Consider the following 22,383-nt stretch of genomic DNA (forward strand, 5'->3'; position numbering starts at 1 on the left):
CGTGACGGGGGGCACATGGCGGCGAATCCGGGCATTGCCCGCAGGTGTCTGAAACATGGGCAAATCTACATGAAGGCTCCACGGTCGCGCCACGTCGCGGCGGTAATGGGGCACGATGTCTCTTAACAACGCCAGCTCCAACGCCCGCATCCACGTCCTCGCCATCGGCGGGGCGCATCAGTTCGGCCATTTCCTGCCGGTGGCCTGCGAGCTGGAGCGGCGCCATCCGGGGCAGGTGCGCCTGTTCGTCTCGACCGAGGCGGAGGCCGCCGCCGCGGTCGACTTCGCCAGGGGCGGTCACTTGCCGCAAGTGGAAGTGATGCGCCTGCCCGCCGCTGCCGTGCTGCTGCCCGCAACGCTGCACAAGGCGGCGCGGCTGACGATCTGGGCGCAGCGCCTGCGCGATGCGGCGGTGATCCTGTGTGCAGAGCGCACGTCCACCATGCTCAAGCGCCTGCCCGGCGATTGCCCGCCGATCCTCCACATCCCTCACGGCGCGGGCGACCGCGCCGTGGGTTTCGAACCGCGCTTCCGCCTGTTCGACCACGTCATGCTGGCAGGCCGCAAGGACCGCGATCGCCTTGTCGAAGCGGGCTTCGTGACGGCGCAGGATTGCACCGTCACCGGCCCGGTCAAGCTGGCGACGGTGCTTGCCGGTGCGCTGGCAAAGCCTCCGCTGTTCGACAACGGGCGGCCGACGATCCTTTACAACCCGCACTTTTCCAAGAAGCTTTCCTCGATAGAGGCGTTCGGGCGGCGACTTGTGGCGGCGGTGGTGGCGGACGGGCGCTACAACCTTGTCGTTGCGCCGCACGTGCGGCTGGCGAAGCGCTGGAGCGCGGCAAAGCGGCGCGAATGGGAAGCGCTGGCAGTTGCGGGGCAGGTGATCGTCGACCTCGGTTCGCCGCGCTGCAACGACATGACCTATACGCTGGGCGCAGACCTTTATGTCGGTGACGTCAGCAGCCAGGTCTACGAATTCCTTGCCCGCCCGCGCCCTTGCCTGTTCGTCGATGCCAAGGGCGTCGCGTGGCAGGACAGCGAGGATTATGCGATGTGGCACTTTGGCGAAGTGATCGGCGCCGATGCCGACCCGGTGGCCGCGATCGAACGGGCCTTCGCCACGCACGGCGCCTATGTCCAGTGGCAGCGCGAACGCATGGCCTATACCATCGACGGCATCGCCTGGCTGGCGGACGGCACTCCCAGCTTCGGGGCACATTGCCCGGTGCGCGAAGCCGCCGACAAGGTGGAAGAGTTCGCGGGCCTGAAGCCAAGGGCGCTCGCGGCGGTAGCCTGATTTTTCCCCTGGGTTCGGGAAGTGTGAAAGGGTGGTGTGGACCTGCGTCCGGAATGTGAACATAATAAGAACATAGTTTCCGATTCGCAGGCTCGTCCCATGTCCCCCCCTCAGGCCCCCGCCTGTACGCAAGATCCGCCCCCAGACCGGCTTCCACGCCTTGCCCGCGCGCAGCTGCATGAAGTTCATGCGGGGGGGGAGGACTGGGCCTCGGCGCTGGCTTTCGCCTTCGGCACGGTAGAGGCGGAGCAGACGCGCCCCATCCTTCTGCTGCGCCCCCGCCGTAAAGGTGCAGCGCTGCTGCCGTGCGGGGAAGGGCTGCGCGTGCTTGGCGTGGACCCGGCGCGGCTGGTGATCGTCGATGCCCGCAACGATGCCGCCCTGCTGCGCGCGGGGCTGGACGCGGCGCGCAGCAGCGGCCCGGCGGCGGTGCTGATCGAAAGCTGGGGGACAATGCGCGAATACGACCTCGTCGCCAGCCGCCGCCTGATCCTTGCGGCGGAAGGATCGCGCATCCCGGTGGTGATCCTGCGCGGCGATGCCGAGCCGCGGCCCAGCGCCGCGCATACCCGCTGGACGGTTTCCAGCGCCCCCTCGACCCCGCTGGAGATGGGCGCGCCCGGAGCGACGACGCTGCTCGTCGAACTCGTCCGCAGGCGCGGCGGCCCGGCAGGGCAGCGCTGGCGGCTGGAATGGAATGAAGAACATGGCGGTTTCCGCGAACTCCCCCTCGATACCCGGTCCGTCAATGAAGAATGGGACGTCGAAGAGCGCGGGCCGCCGCTACCTGGCACTGTGGTTCCCCTTCCTGCCGTGCGAACGCGCGCGCCGCTCCGGCGTACTGCCTGAAGGAGAGGCCCCGCAGGCCCTTGTCGCGCGTGATGGACAGGCGCTGCGCCTTGCCGCCGTGGACGTGACCGCGATGCGGCAGGGCCTGTCCTGCGGCATGACCCTTGCCGACGCGCGCGCCCGCTGTCCGGACCTTGCCACCGCGCCTCACGATCCCGTCGCCGACGCCCGCGTTCTGGAGCAGCTGGCAGGCGCAATGATCGCCTTCACCCCGCTCGTCGCGCTGGATGCGCCCGATGGGCTGCTGCTTGACGTGACCGGCTGCGCGCACCTGTTTGGCGGAGAGGAAGCGCTGGTGCGCCGCGTGGTGAAGGACGTCGGCCCGACCACTCGCCATGCCCTTGCCCCCCATGCCGCCGCCGCCCGCGCGCTTGCAAGATTTGGCGCCCGGCTCGGCGGAAAGGGCGACGTGCGCGCCCTGCCGATCGCGGCGCTGGAACTGGACGAGGGTGCTCTATCGGGCCTGCGCCGCGCCGGGCTGGAGACGCTGGGCGACCTTGCCGCGCGGCCGATGGCGGGGCTGGCGGCGCGCTTCGGTGAACTGGCGGTCAGCCGCCTGCGCGCCATTCTGGGGGAGACCGGCAGCCCGGTCATCCCCGTCCGCCTGACCGATCCGATCCGGCTGGAGACGCGCTTTCCCGAACCGCTGGGCCGCACCGACGATGCGCTGGAAGTGGTGGAGGACATGCTGGCGCAGGCGGCCCGCACGATGGAGCAGCGCCAGCTGGGCGGGCGGCGTTGGGCGGTCACGCTTCACCGCAGCGACAACCAGCGGCGGCGGCTGGTGGTGGAGACGGGCCTTGCGGTGCGCGATCCCGCCGCCGTGATGCGCCTGCTGCGGGAACGGATCGATACCCTGTCCGACCCGCTCGACCCCGGTTTCGGCTTCGATGCGATCACGCTGGCGGTGCTCCACGCCGATCACCTGCCCTCGCGCCAGATCCTGCTGGAGAGCGGGAAGGAAGAGAACGCCGACGACGTTTCCGCCCTTGTCGACCAGCTCAGCGTGCGATTGGGCGAGGACAGCGTGCGCCGCCTGATCCCGCGCGACCGCCACTTGCCCGAAAAGGCACAGGCCCTCGTCCCCGCACTGCGCCTGCGCGGTGCGCCGTGGCCGAAGCCGCAGGGCATCCCGCCTCGCCCGCTGCTGCTGTTCGATCCGCCCCAGCCGGTCGAGGCGATCGCCGGTGTCCCCGACAGCCCGCCGCAACGCTTCCGCTGGAAGGGCCGCCTCCACGACGTCACGCTGGCCGAGGGGCCGGAGCGGATCGGCGCGGAATGGTGGCTGAAACGCGGCGGCCACATGCCCGGCGGTGCGGGAGAAACGCGCGACTATTACCGGATCGAGGACGCCGATGGCCGCCGCTACTGGATCTTCCGCCACGGCCTGTTCAGCGAAAAGCCCGACCCGCGCTGGTATCTGCACGGCCTGTTCCCATGACCACATTAGCGCCCTTCGCCGAACTGGTTACAGCCACCAATTTCAGCTTCCTGCGCGGGGCCTCGCCGGGGGAGGAGATGGTTGCGCGTGCGCTGGGGATGGGGATGACCGGCATCGGCATCGCCGATCGCAACACCGTGGCGGGCGTCGTCCGTGCGCACAGCGCATGGAAGGAGATGGGGCGGGCGAAAAGCGGGCTGCGCCTGATCGTCGGCGCGCGGCTGGTCTTTGCGGACGGCACGCCCGACGTGGTCGCCTATCCGATGACCCGCCACGGCTGGGGCCGCCTGACGCGCCTGCTCACCGTGGGCAACCGGCGTGCGCACAAGGGCGAATGCGAACTGCACCTTCCCGACCTTGTCGAGCACGCGCAGGATCTGGCGCTGATCGCCATGGATGGCGACGAAGCGCTGCTCGCCACCCTGCGCCCCTTGACGCCGAAACTCTGGCTTGCCGCCACGATGCCGCGCACGGGCCGTGATGCGCGGGTGCTGGCGCAGCGCATGGCGCTGGCCGCGCGCGCGGGCGTGCCGCTGATCGCCACCAACGACGTGCTCTATGCCACGCCGGAGGACCGCCCGATGCAGGACGTTCTCACCTGCATCCGCGAGGGGCTGACCGTCCAGACCGCCGGTCGCCGCCTTGCCGCCAATGCCGAACGCCACCTCAAGCCCCCGGCCGAAATGGCCCGCCTGTTCCGCGCCTGCCCCGATGCGCTGGCGGCGACGCAGGACGTGCTGGACTGCGTGCAATTCACCCTCGACGATCTCAAATACGAATACCCGCATGAGCCCGTGCCCGAAGGGTGGGAGCCGCAGGCCTGGCTGGAACACCTGGTCCTGGAGGGAGCGAAGGAGAAGTTCCCGGATGGCTTGACACCTGAGTATCAAACGGTGCTGGATCAAGAGTTCAGCCTGATCCGGTTGAAAGGCTATGCCTATTACTTCCTGACTGTCCACGACATCGTCCGGCACGCACGCAGCCTTGAACCACCGATCCTGTGTCAGGGTCGCGGCAGCGCGGCAAACTCGCTGGTCTGCTACTTTCTTGGTGTCACGCCCATCGACCCGGTCGACCAGAAGTTGCTGTTCTCGCGCTTCCTGTCTCCGGGACGTGACGAACCGCCGGACATCGACGTCGATTTCGAGCACGAGCGGCGCGAAGAGGTCATGCAGTACATCTACAACCGCTATGGTCGGGAGCGGGCGGGAATTGCTGCCACGGTCATCAGCTATCGCCAGCGCAGTGCCATCCGGGAAGTGGGCAAGGTGCTGGGCCTTAGCGAAGACGTCACCGCGCGCCTGTCCGGAACCGTATGGGGCAGTTGGGGTGGCGACGAATTGCCGGAGAACCGCCTGACCGAAGCGGGCTTCGATCCTGCCAATCCCGAAGTCGAGCGCATGCGCGACATGGTCGGGCAACTGCTCGGCTATCCCCGGCATTTGTCGCAGCATGTCGGCGGCTTCGTGCTCAGTGAGGGACGGCTCGACGAACTGGTGCCCATTCACAATGCAGCGATGCCCGATCGCACTTTCATAGAGTGGGACAAGAACGATCTCGAAACGCTGGAACTGATGAAAGTCGATGTTCTGGCGCTCGGCATGCTGACGGCGATCCGCAAGAGTTTCGACCTGCTGCGCCATCATCGACTGGAAAACCTGACGCTGGATACCGTTCCTAAGGAGGATGGGAACACTTATGCAATGCTGCGCCGGGGCGACAGCATCGGTACGTTTCAGGTGGAAAGCCGAGCCCAGATCGCGATGCTTCCGCGCATGAAACCCAAAAAATTGTACGATCTGGTCATTCAGGTTGCGATTGTGCGACCGGGGCCGATCCAGGGCGGAATGGTGCACCCCTATCTGCGCCGCCGCAACAGGGAGGAAGAGGTCGAGTATCCGGGGCCTGATGGAGAAATAAAGGACGTTCTTGAGAAGACCCTGGGGGTTCCGCTGTTTCAGGAGCAGGCGATGCGGCTGGCAATCGTCGCTGCCGGTTTCACGGACGAGCAGGCCGATCGGTTGCGTCGCTCGATGGGGACATTCAAGGCGACCGGCACCGTGGGTGATCACCAGCATGGACTGGTGGAAGGCATGGTCAAGCGCGGCTATCCGCGAGAATTCGCGGAGCGCTGCTTCGAACAGATCAAAGGGTTCGGCGAATACGGCTTCCCCGAGAGCCATGCGCAGGCGTTCGCGTGGCTCGCTTACGTTTCGTCATGGCTGAAATGCCATTATCCTGCGGCGTTTACCTGCGCGTTGCTGAATAGCCAGCCGATGGGATTCTATGCCCCCGCACAGCTTGTGGGTGATGCCAGGGATCATGGCGTCGAGTTACGGCCCATCGATATCGCGGCGAGCCAGTGGGACAACACGCTGGAAGGCGAACGCGTGCTGCGCCTTGGCCTCAGGCAGATCGGCGGGTTCAAGGAGGAATGGGCGAAGGCGCTGGAGGCGGCGCGCAAGGTCGCCCCCATCGTCAGTCTGGAGGATGCCGCGCGCCGGGCGGGCCTGCCTTCGCGCGCCTTGCGGTTGCTGGCGGACGCCGATGCGCTTGGCTCGCTGGGGCAGAACCGGCGGCAGGCGGGGTGGGAGGCGCGGCGGGTTCCGGCGGTGCAGCTGCCGCTGTTCGCCGCGCTCGACGCGCCCGAACTGGCGGCCGAGCCCGACGCCGCGCTTCCGGCGATGGCGCCGTCAGAGGAAGTCGTTGCCGATTACCAGACGCAGCGCCTGTCGCTGAAGGGGCATCCCATGCAGTTCCTGCGCGATCACTTCGAAGGGCAGGGCGCGCGGACCTGCGCGGGGGTGAATGCGGCGAAAGACGGGCAGAAAGTGCGGGTCGCAGGCGTGGTGCTGATCCGCCAGCGCCCCGGCAAGGGCAACGCGATCTTCATCACCATCGAGGATGAGACCGGCGTGGTCAACGCGCTGCTGTGGGCGCGCGATTTCGAAAAGCAGCGCCGCGCGGTGATGGCCGCGCGGCTGATGGTGATCGACGGTGAAGTGCAGCACAGCAAGGAAGGCGTCGTTCACCTGATGGTCGATCGCGTGACCGACGCCAGCGAGGAATTGTCCCGCCTTTCCGCGCCTCCTGCGCTAAGACCCGAACCGATGCCGGGCGACGCGGTGAGGCATCCGGTCTACGATCCCAACCGCCCCACCTCAGGCCACTCGACCCGCGGCCACCCCCGCAACGTGCGCATCCTGCCCCGCTCCCGCGATTTCCACTGACGGATTTCTCTCGTTGGTGGTGGGAGGCAGCTTGCGCCCCGTTGCAGCCACTTCGTCGCCATGGCAGTCACATCGCATGAAAATGGCAGCAGTCCTCCTCTTGTTATACTCTGCATTAGCGAACGCGCCCAGCGACAACGGAAGCCGGGCGACCGAGTTGTTGAGGGCGATTGCCGAAAAATGTGAAGTACCTAAGGAAAAGCTAGTTTGGGCGAACAAGAAAGCCCGTTGGGTTGATCCTCAAACGCTAACGCAGCGGCAAACCATGTGCTTGTTACACGAACTCAAACTTAGTGGGTTACCTGTCGATTTGGGCTTCGTTGGAAATGCTCGCTAAGTCCGCTAACCACCCACTCACGCCGAAATCCTTCCGGATCGCAAGCACCCCATTGAGGACATTGTAGTTCAGACTAGAACACAGCAAAATTGTAACGACGGAGTGGAGGACTCAGAGTGACACAGGGCCGATTCAAGATGGTGCTACTGCTTGTGGCTACCTTCAGCGTTGGCCTGTACGTAGGCTGGCGGCTGCACGGCCAAGCCGCAATCGACAAATGCCTAGACCTAGGCGGTCGATGGCGCCCTTACGGTATCTGTGACGGCATAAAAAAAAGCACCGTTTAGCTAGTGGGTAACCCTGGAAGCGGCCCAAGCGCTATCGCCCCGTTGCGGACGAGCCCGTTCGTGACCACGATAGCCGCAAGGGTCTGTGTCAGGCCGTCATAGTCGATTGGCTTTCCGACCAAGAATGATTGAGGCGAGGAAGTAGCCGCCAACAAGGACTCCTAGTGTGGCAAGGATGCGCCATGAGAGCCCGTGGCGAAAGAATTCAAGAGCCAAAATAAATGTGGACCCGGCGAGAGGGATGCCCATCTTCAAAATTTTCGAGTTCTCGATGGCCATACGACTTAGCCCCAGCGAAAGAATGAGGAACGCTAGCAATCCTGCGGTCCGCTTCCCACCCAAATCAGACATCTGAACCCCGCTCAGCATGAGCGGCGAGGGGGGAGGCAAAGGCGCTTACCCCCCCCCCCCGTCGCTGTGGCTTCAGTAGATGTCCCGCAGATAGTGGCCGCTTTCGGCCATCTGCTCCAGCAGCGCGTCGCCCAGCACCGCGCGCAGTGCTGCATCGACGGCGGGTGCCATGCCCAGCAGGCTGCCGCAGACAAGGATCGTCGCGCCGTCCCCTACGGCCGCGCGCAGGAACGAGGCGGATTGCGGGATCAGGTCCTGCACATAGCGCCCGCAATCGGGATCGCGCGACCAGGTGCGGTCCAGCTGTGCCAGCGTGCCGTCGGCCAGCCAGCCCTGCAGTTCTTCGTCAAGGAAGGCATCGGATGCGCGGCTGCGCTCGCCCAGCATCAGCCAGTGGCCGCCGACGCCGGCTGCCGCCGCCTGCCGCAGATGTCCGCGCAGCCCCGCAAGGCCGGTGCCGTTGCCGATCAGGATCAGCTTGCCGTGATCATCGGGAACGCGGAAGCCGGGGTTGCCATGAAGGCGCAGCGCGATCTCGGTTCCCAGCGGCGCATGTGCGGTCAGCCAGCCCGATCCGAGGCCCAGCGTGCCGTCATCGCGGCGGACCTGACGCACGATCAGTTCGATGCGCCCGTCGCCGGGGATCGATGCGATCGAGTATTCGCGGTGGGGCAGGGGACGCAGTGTGGCGACGATCTCTTCCGCCGATCCGCCGAGCGTTTCGGGCAGCACGGATTCGCCAAGGTGTGCGGCCAGAGTGCGGCTGTGTACCTCCTGAGTGCCGTTGAGTGCCGTTGAGTGCAGCAGCGCCGAAACCGCCGCGGGATCGTTGCAAGGGCGGATTTCCGCGATATCTCCGGCCTTCCAGTCGTGCGGCGCATCCTCCAGCGGCTCAAGCGCGATCAGGAACGCAGGGCCGCCCAGACTGCCCGGATTGAGCAGGCTGCGCGCCGCCAGCCGCCAGCGGGCGTAGCGCGCCGGGGCAAAGTCCGCGGCCATCGGATCGGCGCCCAGCGCGGTCAGCTGCTGCTGCCACTGGCGCTCGGCGTCGACATCCTCGCCATCGACCTCGATGGTATCGAACAGCCGCCGCCCACCGCCTGCATGAAGCCAGCGGTCGACTTCGTGGCCGAAGGCGCAGAACTGCGGATATTCGCGATCTCCCAGCGCCAGGACGGCGTAATCCAGATCTTCCACCGCCAGCGGGGAGGCCATTGTTTCCCTGGCGAAACGGCGGGCGCGATCGGGCGGTTCACCCTCTCCATACGTGCTCACGACGAAGAGCGCGCGGCGGGTTTCCGCCAGTACAGAGCCGTCGACCGAGGACAGCGGCAGCACTTTCGCGCCGCCCATGACCGCCGCCGTCTGCCGCGCCAGCCGCTCCGCCCCGCCGGTCTGGCTGGCATAGGCGACCAGCATGTCCCCGTTGCCCGTGTCCCCGCTTCCGGCCAGCCCCTCGACCTGTGCCAGCGCCCGCTTGCGGCGGCGGCGCGCGATGTAGAGCAGCAGTCCGGTGACGGTGAACAGTGGCATCGCCAGACTGGTCACGAAGATGACAAGGCGGCCGGGAAGGCCGAATATCGCGCCGCGATGAACCTCGAACATGCTCGTCGCGACGACCTTGCCCAGCGCGCGGTCGGCGTAGCGATCGGCTTTGCCCACCCGGCCATCGGCAAGGTCGATGTCGATGTTGTCGGTCATGCGATCATGCCGCGCCCCGGCCAAAAGCACGCGGAAGGTCGCTTTCGTGCCGGTTTCGGGCAAGCTTACCGACACCGAATCGAAGCGCCCCCCAGTCTCGCGCAGCAGCGTCTGCCAAGCGGCGGCAAGCGGCAGGGCGGGCTGCGGCGCGGCATCGTCCGGCTTCCCGCCATGATCACCCTCGCGCTCGGCAGAGCCGGTGAGCACCACCAGCGCGCCTTCGCGATACCATTCGTAGGACCACCATAGCCCGGTGAAGGCGCTCAGCAGGTAGGCGATCACCACCCAGCTGCCGATGATCACGTGCAGTTCGCGGTAGAGGTTGCGCCCGCTCTTGCGCCAGTCGAGCACCAGCCACGCCCGCCAGTCCAGCGCGCGGCGGGGCCAGCGCAAGTAGAGGCCGGAAAGAGCGAAGAAGATCAGCGCAATCGTGGAAAATCCGGTGATCTGCCGGCCCCAGCCTTTCGATCCGCCCGGCAGAGCCAGCCAGCGATGGATATCCTCCATCGTGCGGAAGAACCCGGCGCCCACCGGCTGGCCGAGCAGGCGGCCGCTACGCGGATCGACATAGCTGCGCTCTCCGCGTCGCTGGCCCGGTTCCGCCGTGAACTGCACCTGCCATGCGCGCGCGGGATCGGCTTCCACGGTCAGCCGTTCGACCCGCAGGCCGCCGCGTCCTGCCGAAGCGCGCGCGATCACGGCATCGGGGGAGAGCGCAGGGGCGGAACCGGGGGCAAGCGTGACGATGCCGGGGCTCAGCACGCGCATGATCTCGTGCTCGAAGCTCAACGATGCGCCGGTAAGGCCCATTGCGGCCAGCACGAGCCCGGCGGTGATGCCCAGAAACCAATGAATTTGAAACAGAATCGTCCGCGTCACTTCGGCCTTGCCCCCTATGCGGGGCCGCCTTTCGAAGCGCCCCCCGGAGAAAGCACGAGCCGATTGGCCTTGCGGGCTTTCACTTCCCTCTCACGGGGATTTCGGCTAATGCGACCAAATCGCAATAGCAAGTGTTTTCATGGAAGCGCGGGATTATCGTGCCTTCCACCGATCCCATGACGCGGGTCGTGCGGGCCGGGTGACAGCGGGCGTAGCCGCTGGTATCACAAGCCCTCATGGCTGGAACTGCTGATCATGACGAATGAAGACCCCGGCGATGGGGGCGGCCTCCACAAGAGGGGTGAAGCTGCGTCCGATACGCGTTCTGCGCCGATGCGGATCGGGGCAAGGCCGATTGTCTGGACTTGGTGGCTGTTGGCGGGGCTGTTCAGCCTGGCGCTTTGGGCCGGCATAGTATCGCTGGCGACATGAATGCTGCGCCTCCTAAGTGCTTGAATTGCACCTTTGTAATTTGAGATTAGGTGAAAATACGCAGATATACCTGCCCGCAGGGTATCGCTGCCGCCATGGGCCAGGCCCCGGCGCGCCGCGAGCCGCATGTCGGACCCTCAAACGGGTTCTTCGGGTAGCAAAAACAAAAGAAAAGTCGGATTGCACAAGCTCGGGACGATGTTCCCGAGCTTGTAAGCTAATCGCAGGCGGCCTGACGGTGCTGCTTTTTCAAGCCCTGCTTTTTCGAGCCCTGCCTTTCCGGACCTTGCCGAAGGCCGCAACGTCCGCGGTCAGTCCGGCTTCCAGCCAATCTCGGCGGCGGCTGCGGACTTGGGGATGTCGGTCAGTGCTTCGTTGACGGTGATCGTTTCGCCGGGGGCCAGGCGGTTCTTTGCGGGTACCACTTCCTTGGCGTAGACGATCGTTTCGCGCCGATCCCTGAGCACCACCAGCAATGACGGCACCTTGCGCGTTTCAGCCCCGATATTGGTGATGGTGCCGCTGACGCTGAAGAATTCGGTCCCGTCGGGCAGGGGTTTGCGATCCTGGCGGCCGCGCGGGAAATCCAGCTTGAGGTCCGGCTGGGCCTGGCTGAATGTTGCGCGCGGGATCGGCAGCCAGTCCGGCAGGCCGCCCACCGCGACCGCCACGGCAAGGCCAAGCGTGGCCACGGCGAAGACGATCGCGGCGAACGTGCCGATCCGCGACCAGTTGCGGCGCGGGCGGAACGGCGGCGAGAAATCGAAGCTCGACGGCCCTTCGTCGGCATAGGTCTTGTTGGCGGTATCGTCGTAATAGACCGGCCCGGAACGCCGGGACGGCGCGGGAGCCGGCATCGGATCGGCGCGGCGGGGTTCTGCTGCGGGTTCGGGCGCAGCTTCTGCCGCGCGCGGCACGACGACCGCAGGGCGCGGGGCCGGGCGCGGGGCAGGAGCCTGAGGAGCGGGGGCCTGAGGAGCAGGAGCTTGCGGGACAGCCGCCTGAGGAACAGGGGCCGCAGGCGCTTCGACCTGAGGCGGCGGCGCGGCCACATCTGCTTGAGCAGGGGCGGCGATCGCCCCTTCGGTCTCCAGTTCCGGTCCTTCCTGGAACCAGCTGTGGCGGCACTTCGCGCAGCGCACGGTCCGGCCTTCCACGCCGATGGCGCTGTCGGGAACAGCGTAGCGCGTGGAGCAGGCAGGACAGGCGATGATCATGATCGCATCCATAAGCACGCCTTGCTCGCGCGCGACAAGCACCCCGCCTGTGGGTTCACGCCATGACGCTCTTTTTTCCACATGCATGGATGGCTATAGGCATGAAAGTCGCCTGTTCGATCCCAGTTCGGCCCGGCTCCCGACAAGTTACCTTATGCAACACGATCCTTGGCGAGCATGACCAGCGACGGGGAAATCATTCACTTCGACAATGTCGGCCTGCGCTACGGCACCGATCGTGAGGTGCTGAGCGACCTGACGTTCACGCTCTATGCCGGCAGGTTCTATTTCCTGACGGGGGCAAGCGGCGCGGGGAAGACTTCGCTGCTCAAGCTGCTGTACCTTGCGCAGCGCCCATCACGCGGGGCCATCCGCATGTTCGGGACGGACGCGATCACCCTGCCGCGTGCGCGCCTGCCGGTGATGCGGCGACGGATCGGGGTGGTGTTCCAGGACTTCCGGCTGGTCGAGCATCTTTCCGCTTTCGACAACGTGGCTCTGCCGCTGCGGGTGGCGGGCCATGCGGAGAAGGATATCGCCGGGCCGGTGCGCGATATCCTTGAATGGGTGGGCCTTACCGACCGTATCGATGCCAGCCCCGCCACGCTTTCGGGCGGAGAGCAGCAGCGCGTGGCCATCGCCCGCGCCGTCATCGCCCGCCCCGCCATGCTGGTGGCGGACGAGCCGACCGGCAACGTCGACCCGGACATGGCGGCCAAGCTGATCCGCCTGTTCGAGATGCTCAACCGGCAGGGCACCACGGTTGTCGTCGCCACGCATGACCTCGACCTGCTGCGCAAGGTGCCCGAAAGCCTGATCATGCGGCTGGACAAGGGGCGGCTTTCCGATCCCACCGGCGCGCTGCGCTATCCGCCAAGGAAGCTGACGTGAGGGGCCCTTCCGTTTCTGCGTCTGTCATAGGCCGGTGGTTCAACGCCGGAAGCCGGGTCGAACTGATCCCGCAGGGGCGCATGTCGGGGCCGATGCCGTGGGTCATCGCGATCATGGTGGCGATGACCGCCATCGCGCTGGCGGCAGGACTGGCGCTGGGCAATGCCGTTTCGGCGGCGAAGGCGGAGATCGACGGCGGCGTCACCGTCCAGATCATCGAGCCGCGCGCCGACATGCGCGCGCAGCAGGCCACCCGTGCGGTGGAGGCGATCAAGACGATGCCGGGCGTCGCGGGTCTGCGGCAGGTTCCGCAGGCGGAACTGGATGCGCTGATCGAACCCTGGCTGGGAACCGGCATCGCCGCCGCCACGGGTTCGGCGATCCCGGTGCCCGCGCTGATCGACGTTCGGCTGAACGGGCCTGCCAGTGCGGCGCAGCTGGCCGCGATCGCAAGGCGGGTTACGCCGGTGGCGCCATCCGCACGCATCGATGCGCAGTCCAACTGGCTGAAGCCGGTGTTCGATGCGATGGTATCGCTGCAAGTGCTGGCGATGGTGATCGTGGCCCTGCTGGCCGGAGCGCTGGCAGCGGCGGTGCTGCTGGCGGCGCGCTCGGCGCTGGGGGCCAATCGCGACACCATCGAGATCGTGCACCTGCTGGGCGGCACCGATGCACAAGTGGCGCGCGTGTTCCAGCGTTCCATCGGCTATGACGCCGCAGGCGGCGGCGCGGTGGGGCTGCTGCTGGCGCTGGTGGTGATCCTTTCGCTGGGGCGGCGGTTCGATGGCCTGGGGGCCGGATTGGTGGACAACGGCGCGCTGGTGTGGAGCGATTGGCTGATCCTGGCGCTGGTGCCGGTGCTGGCGACACTGCTCGCCATGCTCACAGCCCGGCTCACCGTGCTGCACGCGCTGCGAAAGATGCTGTAACCGCAGCGAACTCCTAATATAGCTATCAACGTATGTTTCGCCGCTTCACCGCATCTGTCGTGCTGCTCTGGGCTTTCGGGTTCCTGTGGTTTGCCGTGGCGCTCCCCGGACCGCTGCCGGCGAGCGTGAAGACCGATGCGATCATCGTGCTGACCGGCAGCCAGGGCCGGATCGAACATGCGGTCAAGGTGCTGGAAGCCGGGAAGGCCCCGGACCTGCTCGTTTCCGGTGTCGATCGCGAAGTGCGCCCGCGCGAATTCGCGGTGCAGTTCCGCGTGCCGGCACGCCTGATGCGCTGCTGCGTGACGCTGGGCTACCGCGCCTACGATACGCGCTCCAACGCGGTGGAGGCGGCGCAGTGGGTGGCGGAGCATAACGCCAAGTCGGTGCGGCTGGTCACTGCGGACTGGCACATGCGCCGCGCCGCGCTGGAGATCGCGCGGGAATTTCCCGACGAAGTGCGCCTTGAACTGGACGGCGTGCCTTCGCACCCCAGCCTGAGCACGCTTTTCCTCGAATATCACAAGCTGCTGGCGCGTGCCGCGCTCAACCTCTGGGAAGCCCTGCGATGAAGTCCGAAAAGGTGAGCCCGCTGGACGTGGTGCGCTCGCTGCTGTTCTACCTGGTGTTCTATCCGGGCACCGTGGTCATGGTCATCGCCTGCTTCGTTGCATCGATGTTCGGCGACGAGGCGATGCGACGGACGGTGCGTGGATGGGCGCTGTTCCATCGCTGGTGCGCGCGCTGGCTGCTGGGCATCCGCCTTGTCATCGAAGGTGAACTGCCGGACGAGGGCGTGCTGGTGGCGATCAAGCATGAAAGCTTCTACGAGGCGATCGACCTGCCCGCGCAGATGCGGCGTCCCGCGCCGTTTCCCAAGGCGGAACTGGCCGAGATCCCCGGTTGGGGCTGGGCGGCGCGGCGCTATGGCACGGTCGTCGTCGAACGGGGAGAGGGCGCCAAGGCCCTGCGCGCCATGGTGTCGAGCGCGCGCGGGTTTGCGGCGCAGGGGCGTCCGCTGGCGATCTTCCCCGAAGGTACGCGCGTGCCGACCGGCGAACGACCGCCGCTGCAGTCGGGCTTCGCGGGGCTCTACAAGCTGCTGGCGCTGCCGGTCGTGCCGGTGGCGGTGAACAGCGGGCGGCTGTACCACCGCCGCTGGAAGAAGCCGGGCACGATCACCCTGCGCGTGGGCGAACGCATCGCCCCCGGCCTCCCGCGTGATGAGGTGGAGGCGCGCGTCCACGCCGCGATCAACGCGCTGAACGTCTAGGCCGCGCTCACTTCGACCGTCTGCGAAACCATCTCCACGTCGCCATAGCTGGTGAGGAACGAGACGTCCGCCGCGTCCCGACCGACGCCGATCTTGGCGACCCGGTCCGGCGTGGTCATCCCGGTTGCATCGACAAGGTGCCAGGCGCCGTCGAGGAACACTTCGGCGATGGCATGGAAGTCCTGCGGCTCCACGCCGATGCCATAGGCGCTGGCGAAGCGCGCCGGGATGGCGCTGGCGCGGACAAGCGCGATCATCAGGTGCGCATAGTCGCGGCAGACGCCCTTGCGGCTGTTGAACGTGTCGGCGGCGGTCGTGAAGGCGTCGCTTGAGCCGGGCTCGTATGTCAGCGTGCCCGCGATCCAGTCGCGGATGGCGCCGACCCGCGCGCCGCCCTGCAGCCCGGCGAATTCGCTCTCCACGAATTCGTGAAACGTGTCCGAGGTGCAGTAGCGCGAAGGCATCAGGTAATCGATCGTCTCGCCGGGCAGCAGGTGCGGCGGGACAGCGGCAAGCATATCTACCGGTGCCAGGAAGCGGTCGACCTCCACCCGTGCCTCATAGCGCACGGTCAGCGGCGCGGCGGTGCGCAGCCAGATACGCTCTCCGATGCAGGCCTGCGCGGGGACGCGGGCGAAATGGTCGAGCGGCGGCAGTTCGATGTGGGCATGCGCGACGTGCTGTTCCGGGATGATCGCCGCCTCGATCTGGAGCAGCACATCGACGGGGCCGGGCACGGCATATTCAAGCGTGGTCTGGATGGAAAGCTGCATGGCATCGGGCCTTCGAGCAGGAGTTTCGCCCGCTCAAAGCGCGAGACGGCAGGAAGCTCCAAAGCCGATGAGATTCCTCCCCGAATGTGTCTCGGGGAGGAATTTCTACCGCCCTTCGTGATCCCCGCGCCCGAAGTCCGGCCGGGCGTCGTCCTGCCCTTCCTCGATGATCGAGCGGCGGATGGCGCGGGTGCGGGCGAAGTGGTCGAACAACTGATCGCCGTCGCCGACGCGGATCGCGCGCTGAAGGGCGGTCAGGTCTTCGGTGAAGCGCTGAAGCATCGTCAGCACCGCGTCCTTGTTGGACAGGAACACGTCGCGCCACATCGTCGGATCGGAGGCGGCGATGCGGGTGAAGTCGCGGAAACCGCCCGCCGAATACTTGATGACTTCGCTTTGCGTCACGTCCTCAAGGTCGGACGCGGTGCCCACGATGGTGTAGGCGATCAGGTGCGGCAGGTGGCTGGTGACGGCAAGCACAAGGTCGTGATGCTCGGGCGTCATGATCTCGACGTTGGCGCCCAGCGCTTCCCAGAAGCCGACAAGCTGCGACAGCTTCACCATGTTCACCGTGGCGGGCGGGGTGACGATGCACCAGCGGTTGCGGAACAGGTGGGCGAAGCCCGCGTCGGGGCCGGAATTCTCGGTGCCCGCAACCGGGTGCGCGGGGATCACGACATGATCGGGCAGCGCGTCGCCCAACGCTTTGGCGATGGCCTGCTTGGAAGAGCCCACGTCGCTGACCAGCGCGCTGACGGGCAGGGCATCGCGGACCTGCTCTGCGGCGATGCCCATCGCGCCGGGCGGAACGCAGAAGATGACCAGATCGGCGTGGCGCACGGCTTCGCTGGCGGTGGCGCAGACCTGGTCGACAAGCCCGCGCTCTGCGGCGCGTGCGCGGTGTTCGGGTGAAAGGTCAAAGCCGGTGGTGCGCGCTTGCGGCAGCAATTCGCGCACGGCAAGGCCGATGGAGCCGCCCTGCAGGCCAAGCCCGATGATGGCAATGTTGGCAAAGCTCATTTCGCGGCTTCCGCCATCTCGCGCAGCGCTGCGGCGATCGCGTCCATGTCGGCGCTCTTGCCGATGGTGATGCGCAGGGCCTGCGGCAGTCCCTGACCGGGCAGCCAGCGCACGATATAGCCGCGATCCGCCAGGCCCTCGAACGCGGCTTCGGCGCTGAGGGCGCCTTCGAACAGGGTCAGCACGAAGTTCGCCTGGCTTGGCAGCGGGCGCAGGCCATGGTTGCCCAGAGCCTCCAGCTTGGCGACGAAGCGGTCGCGCTCATCGCGGTTGTGGACGCGGCTGGCCTCCACGAAGTCGGCATCGGCCAGCGCCGCCTCGGCCATCGCCTGTCCGGTGGAAGAGACGTTGAACGGGCCGCGAATGCGGTTGAGCGTGGCGACGATGCCCGGCGCGCCGGTGCCCCAGCCGATGCGCTCCCCGGCAAGGCCGAAGATCTTGGAGAAGGTGCGCGTCACCAGCACGTTGTCGTGCGCGGCAGCCAGCGCCAGCGCGCCGTCGTCATCCTCGGGCGCAACGTATTCGCCGTAGGCCTGATCGAGCACCAGCAGCACGTCCGAAGGCAGGGCCGCGTGCAGGCGCGCGATATCGCCCTTGGGCAGGTACGATCCGGTTGGGTTGTTGGGGTTGGCGACGAAGACTACGCGGGTCCTGTCGGTCACCAGCGCCAGCAGGGCATCGACGTCGGTGCCGTAATCGGCATCGGGCGCGACTACCGGGGTGGCGCCGCAGCGGCGCGCGGCGATATCGTAGACCGAAAAGCCGTAGCGCACATAGATCACCTCGTCGCCGAGGCCCGCGTAGCCCTGAGCGGCAAGGTTGAGCAGTTCGTCCGAGCCCGTGCCCATGACCACGCGCGCCGGATCGATGCCGTGGCGCGCGCCGATGGCGGTGCGCAAGGCGGTGCTGTCCGGGTCGGGGTAGAGCGCGGGCGCGGCGGCTTTCGCGGCCAGCGCGGCCTCGCTGGTGCCAAGCGGGTTCTCGTTGGCGGAAAGCTTGATGAGCGGGCGGCCGTCCTTGCCTTTCGACTTGCCCGGTACATAGGCGTGGATCGCCTCGATCCAGGGCTTGGGCGTCGGGGCGGCTTTGCTGCGGGTTTCGGTTTCGCTCATGACGGCCGGCCCCATAACGCACCATGGCGGCTAATGACAGAGTCCGATTGAGCCTCTATTGGGGCTCGGATCATGGCAACCGTGCTCAATCCCCCTATCGAGAACCGCCACCTCGACCTCGACATGCCGCTGCTGCTTGACGGCGGGCAGATGCTGCCCTGCGCACGCATAGCCTACGAGACGTGCGGCACGCTGAACGCGGCCAAGGACAACGCGATCCTGATCTGCCACGCGCTGACGGGCGATCAGCATGTCGTGTCGAACCACCCCAAGACCGGCAAGCCCGGCTGGTGGGTGCGCATGGTCGGCCCCGGCAAGCCTATCGACACCGACCGTTTCTTCGTGATCTGCGCCAATGTGATCGGATCGTGCATGGGCTCGACCGGCCCGGCCAGCAACGATCCCGAGGGGCAACCGTGGGGGATGCGCTTCCCGGTCATCACCATCCGCGACATGGTGCGGGGGCACATCGCGGTGCTGGATTCGCTGGGGATCGACAGTCTCCATGCGCTCGTCGGCGGATCGATGGGCGGGATGCAGGCGCTGAGCCTTGCCGCCAACTTCCCCGAACGCACCCGCGCGGTGCTGGTGCTGGCCTCGACCGCGCGGCATTCGGCGCAGAACATCGCGTTCCATGAAGTGGGCCGTCAGGCGATCATGGCCGACCCGGAATGGCGCGATGGCAATTACTATGAAGCCAAGGCATCCGGCGGCAAGGGGCCGGAAAAGGGCCTTTCCGTCGCCCGCATGGCCGCGCACATCACGTATCTTTCGGAAGCCGGCCTGACCGAGAAGTTCGGCCGCCGCCTGCAGAACCGCGAGGAGAAGACCTTCGGCTTCGACGCGGATTTCCAGATCGAATCGTACCTGCGCTATCAGGGGCTGTCGTTCACGGACCGCTTCGATGCGAACTCGTACCTCTACATCACCCGCGCGATGGACTATTTCGACCTTGCCGAAGAGCATGGCGGCATGCTGGCCAATGCCTTTGCAAAGTCGAAGGCGCGCTACTGCCTTGTCAGTTTCGATACCGACTGGCTCTATCCCACGGCGGAATCGCGCAACGTGGTCCACGCGCTCAACGCGGTGGGCCTGCCGGTGAGCTTCGTGGAACTGTCGGCACCCTTCGGGCACGATTCGTTCCTGCTCGACGTGCCCGCGCTTGATCGCGTGGTGCAGGGGTTCATCGGATGATCGAGCTTTGCGATGAAAAGAGCCGGCTGGACGTGGCCCGCGTGCATGGCTGGCTGGCCTCCAGCTACTGGACGCCGGGCATCGCGCGCGAACAGATCGAGCGGCAGATCGCCGGTTCGCACTGTATCGGGGCCTATCACCCCGAGCACGGGCAGGTCGGCTTTGCGCGGATGATCACGGATTACGCCAGCTTCGCCTGGCTTGCCGACGTATGGGTGGACGAACCGGCGCGCGGGGGCGGCCTTGGCCGCCGCATGGTGCAGTGGTTCCTCGACCACCCGGATTTCGCGACGGTGCGCCGCTTTGCGCTGACCACCGCGGATGCGCATGGGGTTTACGCCGCGCTCGGCTTCACCCCGCTGATGCGGCCCGAACGGCTGATGGAGCGGCTTTCGCCCCAGTTCGCCGCGCAGTTGCAGGTGGCATCATGAACGCGGCAATGAAAAGCGGCCTGCGCCCGGACCTTGCGATCATCGCCGAAAACGTCGCGGCGGGCTCCAGCGTGCTCGACGTGGGCTGCGGGGACGGCACCTTGATGCAGGCCCTGCGCGATGGTTCGGGCTGCGCCACGCGCGGGATGGAGATCGATGCGCTGAACGTGGGCGCCTGCGTGGCCAAGGGCCTCTCGGTGATCCAGGGCGATGCGGACACCGACCTTTCATTCTATCCCGACAACTCGGTGGACTACGCGATCCTGTCGCAGACGCTGCAGACGACGATGCGCCCGGATCAGGTGCTGGAAGAACTGCTGCGCATCGGCCGCAAGGCTTTCGTCAGCTTCCCGAACTTCGCGCACTGGCGGGTGCGCACTTCGCTGTTGTGGAACGGCCGGATGCCGGTGACGCGCCTGCTGCCGATCGCCTGGTATGAAACGCCCAACATCCACCACCTGACGGTGAACGACTTCCGCGCATTGCTGCAGGAACGCGGGATCACGGTGGAGGGGCGCTGGTTCCTTTCGGGCGATACCCAGTGCAGCGCGGCCGCGGCGAACTTCCGCGCCGAGCATGCGGTGTTCCTGCTTTCGCGCGCAGGCTGAGGGTTCACGACCTAGTTGGGGCGGGCCTTCAGCAGTGCCAGCCCGAAGCCGATGAAGAACACGCCGGTCACCCGGTTGAACGCCTGCTTGATGGCGGGGCGGCTCAGGTAGCGGGCCAGTCCCCGGCCGCCGAGCGCATAGGCGCAGTACCATGCCGTCTCGATGACGGTGAAGGTGCCGAACAGGATGGCGAACTGCGGGGCCTTGGGCAGCGCAGGATCGATGAACTGCGGGAAGAAGGCGGCTGCGAACAGGATCGCCTTGGGGTTGCTGATGGCGATCGCGAAGCCGCCCCGGAACACCGCTGCAGTGGAAGGGGCGGGCGGCAGTTCGTTCACGGTCGGGTCGAGCGGCGCCACGGGCGAGCGCCACGACTTGATCCCCAGGTACACCAGATAGGCAACGCCCGCATAACGCAGAACCTCGAACGAGCCGGGCAGGGCCAGCAGCAGCGTCGTCAGCCCGGCGGCGGAGGAGCCCATCAGCACGAAGATGGCGCAAAGGCACCCCGCCATCGCGATCGTGCTGCGCCGCGCGCCCATCTCGACGCTGCGCGACAGCACGTGGAGCATGTTGGGGCCGGGCGTGCCGGAAACCACGAAGACGGCGGCGACGAACAGCCACCAGGTATGAAGCGTCACGGTGCGCGGATCCTTGCACGGGCTTGAGTCGGGCGCGGCTTATGCCCGAGGTGCGATCAAGGCAACACCGGTGGCGCAGGCTGCAAGAAAATCGGCGCGCTTTCGCTTGACCGGCGCGCGCGGGGCTGCGAGGTGCGATTGCCTCTGCCGGGCGCCTCGCCGTGCCTGCAGCTGACAGACCGGCCACGGGCGCGCAGTCGCCCCCTTTGATGTCGAGCCGGTCGTCCATCCCGTGGAGACGATTCCCGAGCAGGCCGACGGCCGCGCATCCCGTTCGCATTCGGGCGCGCGTCCGGCGACCGTGACCCGAATCGACGAGTATGACATGACCCTGACGACCACCCCCGCCGCCCATGCGGTGCAGCTTATCGACGCCGTCTTCCCCGGCGATACCAACCACCACGGCACCCTGTTCGGTGGTGTCGCGCTGGCGCACATGGACAAGATCGCCTTCCTTGTCGCCGCCCGCCACGCCCGCGCGCCGTTCGTGACCGCCCGTTCGGAGCGCATCGACTTCGAGAACCCCGGCCACATCGGCGATCTGATCGAGGCGACCGGCCGGATCACCCGCGTCGGCACGCGTTCAGTCGATGTCGAGGTGGAACTGGTGGCCGAAAACCCGCTGACCGGCGAACGGCGCCTCTGCACGCGCGGGCTTTTCGTCCTTGTCGCGCCCAAGGGGCCGGAAACCCGGCTGCCGTTCCCGCCCATGCCCGAACCCGCACCCGCGCTGGAAACCGGGCGCCTGCACATGGTCGATATGGTGTTCCCGGCGCAGACCAACCACTACGGTTCGCTGTTCGGCGGCGATGCGCTCAAGATGATGGGCCGTGCGGCGTTCATCGCATCGAGCCGACACATGCGCCGCCCGATGATCATGGGCACGTCGGACCGCATCGATTTCAAGTCCCCGATCCGCGAGGGCGAGATGATCGAGCTGATTTCCGAAGTCGTCATGGCTGGCACCGATTCGGTGCTCATCCGCGTCGAACTCTGGGCCGAAGACCTGATGAACGGCGAGCGCCGCCATTCGGCGACCTCCACCTTCACGATGGTCGTGGTGGACCGGGCGGCCTGAACCGCCTGATCGGGCCTCAGCCCATGGTGAGCCCGGAATAGATGCCCAGCTTGTTGCCGTCGGGGTCGCGAAGGTAGGCCCCGAAAGCCCCGCGCGCCTGAGGCTTGGCTTCGGGCGCGCCTTCGTCGGTGCCGCCGCTGGCAAGGCCCGCTTCGTGCCATGCCCTGACCGTGGCCTCGTCCGGCGCGTCGAACAGGATCGTGCCGCCGTTGCCGTGCGTGCAGCTTTCCCCGTCGCGGGCGGGGCCGAGCAGGAAGCGCACGCCCCCCAGATCCCACATCACGATGGGGTACTGTTCGGGGGTGGAGCAGGGCGCAAGGCCCAGCGCGCCGAACGTCGCGTCATAGAAGGCGCGGGTCTTCGCAAGATCGTTCGATCCCAGACGGATGGACTTGAGCAGCACGGTTTC

21 protein-coding genes are annotated in these 22,383 nt (G+C 66.8%); 13 read left to right on the top strand and 8 right to left on the bottom strand.

What is annotated here, in order from left to right:
* Positions 1–115: 115 nt before the first annotated feature.
* From A8V01_RS13685 to A8V01_RS13700, 4 genes are all read left to right on the top strand, one after another.
* On the top strand, positions 116–1,300 hold the full coding sequence (locus A8V01_RS13685; RefSeq protein WP_103096399.1) for a glycosyl transferase: 1,185 nt from the start codon (positions 116–118) through the stop codon (positions 1,298–1,300).
* 99 nt (positions 1,301–1,399) lie between these two features.
* A complete protein-coding gene (locus A8V01_RS13690) occupies positions 1,400–2,149 on the top strand; it encodes an ImuA family protein (RefSeq protein WP_103096400.1) in 750 nt (249 codons plus the stop codon).
* A complete protein-coding gene (locus A8V01_RS13695) occupies positions 2,049–3,590 on the top strand; it encodes a Y-family DNA polymerase (RefSeq protein WP_170065930.1) in 1,542 nt (513 codons plus the stop codon). Before A8V01_RS13690 ends, A8V01_RS13695 begins: the two co-directional genes overlap by 101 nt.
* Positions 3,587–6,820, top strand: a complete 3,234-nt coding sequence (locus A8V01_RS13700) for an error-prone DNA polymerase (protein WP_103096401.1) — start codon at positions 3,587–3,589, stop codon at positions 6,818–6,820. The genes A8V01_RS13695 and A8V01_RS13700 overlap by 4 nt, the downstream gene beginning before the upstream one ends.
* 720 nt (positions 6,821–7,540) lie before the next feature.
* Here A8V01_RS13700 and A8V01_RS13705 read toward each other — a convergent pair.
* Complete coding sequence (locus A8V01_RS13705) at positions 7,541–7,723, bottom strand: hypothetical protein (protein WP_146037259.1); 183 nt, start codon at positions 7,721–7,723, stop codon at positions 7,541–7,543.
* 144 nt (positions 7,724–7,867) lie between these two features.
* On the bottom strand, positions 7,868–10,375 hold the full coding sequence (locus A8V01_RS13710) for a PepSY domain-containing protein (RefSeq protein WP_103096403.1): 2,508 nt from the start codon (positions 10,373–10,375) through the stop codon (positions 7,868–7,870).
* Positions 10,376–10,630: 255 nt separating this feature from the next.
* Here A8V01_RS13710 and A8V01_RS28625 point away from each other — a divergent pair, with 255 nt between their 5' ends.
* A complete protein-coding gene (locus tag A8V01_RS28625; protein ID WP_170065931.1) occupies positions 10,631–10,807 on the top strand; it encodes a hypothetical protein in 177 nt (58 codons plus the stop codon).
* Positions 10,808–11,118: 311 nt separating this feature from the next.
* Here A8V01_RS28625 and A8V01_RS13715 read toward each other — a convergent pair whose 3' ends face one another.
* Positions 11,119–12,024 (bottom strand): MJ0042-type zinc finger domain-containing protein, encoded by a 906-nt coding sequence (locus A8V01_RS13715; RefSeq protein ID WP_103096457.1) that lies wholly within the window; start codon positions 12,022–12,024, stop codon positions 11,119–11,121.
* A 177-nt stretch (positions 12,025–12,201) separates the two neighbouring features.
* Between A8V01_RS13715 and ftsE the strand changes: the two genes are divergently transcribed.
* The 4 genes from ftsE to A8V01_RS13735 all read left to right on the top strand — a co-directional run bounded on the left by ftsE (position 12,202) and on the right by A8V01_RS13735 (position 15,117).
* Positions 12,202–12,915, top strand: coding sequence for a cell division ATP-binding protein FtsE (ftsE, locus tag A8V01_RS13720; protein ID WP_103096404.1), 714 nt, complete (start codon positions 12,202–12,204; stop codon positions 12,913–12,915).
* A gap of 80 nt (positions 12,916–12,995) precedes the next feature.
* Positions 12,996–13,844, top strand: coding sequence for a cell division protein FtsX (locus tag A8V01_RS13725; RefSeq protein WP_245892546.1), 849 nt, complete (start codon positions 12,996–12,998; stop codon positions 13,842–13,844).
* Between the two features lie 32 nt (positions 13,845–13,876).
* On the top strand, positions 13,877–14,416 hold the full coding sequence (locus A8V01_RS13730; RefSeq protein ID WP_103096405.1) for a YdcF family protein: 540 nt from the start codon (positions 13,877–13,879) through the stop codon (positions 14,414–14,416).
* The gene (locus A8V01_RS13735; RefSeq protein WP_103096406.1) at positions 14,413–15,117 is read left to right on the top strand and encodes a lysophospholipid acyltransferase family protein; all 705 of its coding nucleotides are present in this window, start codon (positions 14,413–14,415) and stop codon (positions 15,115–15,117) included. The genes A8V01_RS13730 and A8V01_RS13735 overlap by 4 nt, the downstream gene beginning before the upstream one ends.
* Here the strand turns inward: A8V01_RS13735 and A8V01_RS13740 are convergent.
* The 3 genes from A8V01_RS13740 to hisC all read right to left on the bottom strand — a co-directional run bounded on the left by A8V01_RS13740 (position 15,114) and on the right by hisC (position 18,022).
* Entirely contained in the window at positions 15,114–15,890 is a 777-nt protein-coding gene (locus A8V01_RS13740) for a transglutaminase-like domain-containing protein (RefSeq protein WP_103096407.1), read from the bottom strand. The genes A8V01_RS13735 and A8V01_RS13740 overlap by 4 nt on opposite strands.
* A gap of 105 nt (positions 15,891–15,995) precedes the next feature.
* Positions 15,996–16,910 carry a prephenate/arogenate dehydrogenase family protein gene (locus tag A8V01_RS13745; protein WP_103096408.1) on the bottom strand — a complete coding sequence of 305 codons (915 nt, stop codon included), beginning with the start codon at positions 16,908–16,910 and terminating at the stop codon, positions 15,996–15,998.
* Positions 16,907–18,022, bottom strand: coding sequence for a histidinol-phosphate transaminase (gene hisC / locus A8V01_RS13750; protein ID WP_103096459.1), 1,116 nt, complete (start codon positions 18,020–18,022; stop codon positions 16,907–16,909). The genes A8V01_RS13745 and hisC overlap by 4 nt, the downstream gene beginning before the upstream one ends.
* 72 nt (positions 18,023–18,094) lie before the next feature.
* Here hisC and metX point away from each other — a divergent pair, with 72 nt between their 5' ends.
* From metX to metW, 3 genes are read left to right on the top strand one after another with little or no spacing between them, the layout of a single operon-like run.
* Positions 18,095–19,216 (top strand): homoserine O-acetyltransferase MetX, encoded by a 1,122-nt coding sequence (gene metX, locus A8V01_RS13755; RefSeq protein WP_103096409.1) that lies wholly within the window; start codon positions 18,095–18,097, stop codon positions 19,214–19,216.
* The gene (locus A8V01_RS13760) at positions 19,213–19,647 is read left to right on the top strand and encodes a GNAT family N-acetyltransferase (protein ID WP_103096410.1); all 435 of its coding nucleotides are present in this window, start codon (positions 19,213–19,215) and stop codon (positions 19,645–19,647) included. Before metX ends, A8V01_RS13760 begins: the two co-directional genes overlap by 4 nt.
* The gene (metW, locus tag A8V01_RS13765; RefSeq protein ID WP_103096411.1) at positions 19,644–20,255 is read left to right on the top strand and encodes a methionine biosynthesis protein MetW; all 612 of its coding nucleotides are present in this window, start codon (positions 19,644–19,646) and stop codon (positions 20,253–20,255) included. The genes A8V01_RS13760 and metW overlap by 4 nt, the downstream gene beginning before the upstream one ends.
* Positions 20,256–20,266: 11 nt before the next feature.
* Here metW and A8V01_RS13770 read toward each other — a convergent pair whose 3' ends face one another.
* A complete protein-coding gene (locus A8V01_RS13770) occupies positions 20,267–20,896 on the bottom strand; it encodes a LysE family translocator (RefSeq protein ID WP_103096412.1) in 630 nt (209 codons plus the stop codon).
* Positions 20,897–21,128: 232 nt separating this feature from the next.
* Between A8V01_RS13770 and A8V01_RS13775 the strand changes: the two genes are divergently transcribed.
* On the top strand, positions 21,129–21,974 hold the full coding sequence (locus tag A8V01_RS13775; RefSeq protein WP_245892535.1) for an acyl-CoA thioesterase: 846 nt from the start codon (positions 21,129–21,131) through the stop codon (positions 21,972–21,974).
* 16 nt (positions 21,975–21,990) lie between these two features.
* Here the strand turns inward: A8V01_RS13775 and A8V01_RS13780 are convergent, their stop codons facing one another.
* Positions 21,991–22,377 (bottom strand): VOC family protein, encoded by a 387-nt coding sequence (locus A8V01_RS13780; protein WP_103096413.1) that lies wholly within the window; start codon positions 22,375–22,377, stop codon positions 21,991–21,993.
* Positions 22,378–22,383 lie beyond the last annotated feature (6 nt).

It is taken from the genome of Novosphingobium guangzhouense, assembly GCF_002896965.1.
GTDB classification, from domain to species: domain Bacteria; phylum Pseudomonadota; class Alphaproteobacteria; order Sphingomonadales; family Sphingomonadaceae; genus Novosphingobium; species Novosphingobium guangzhouense.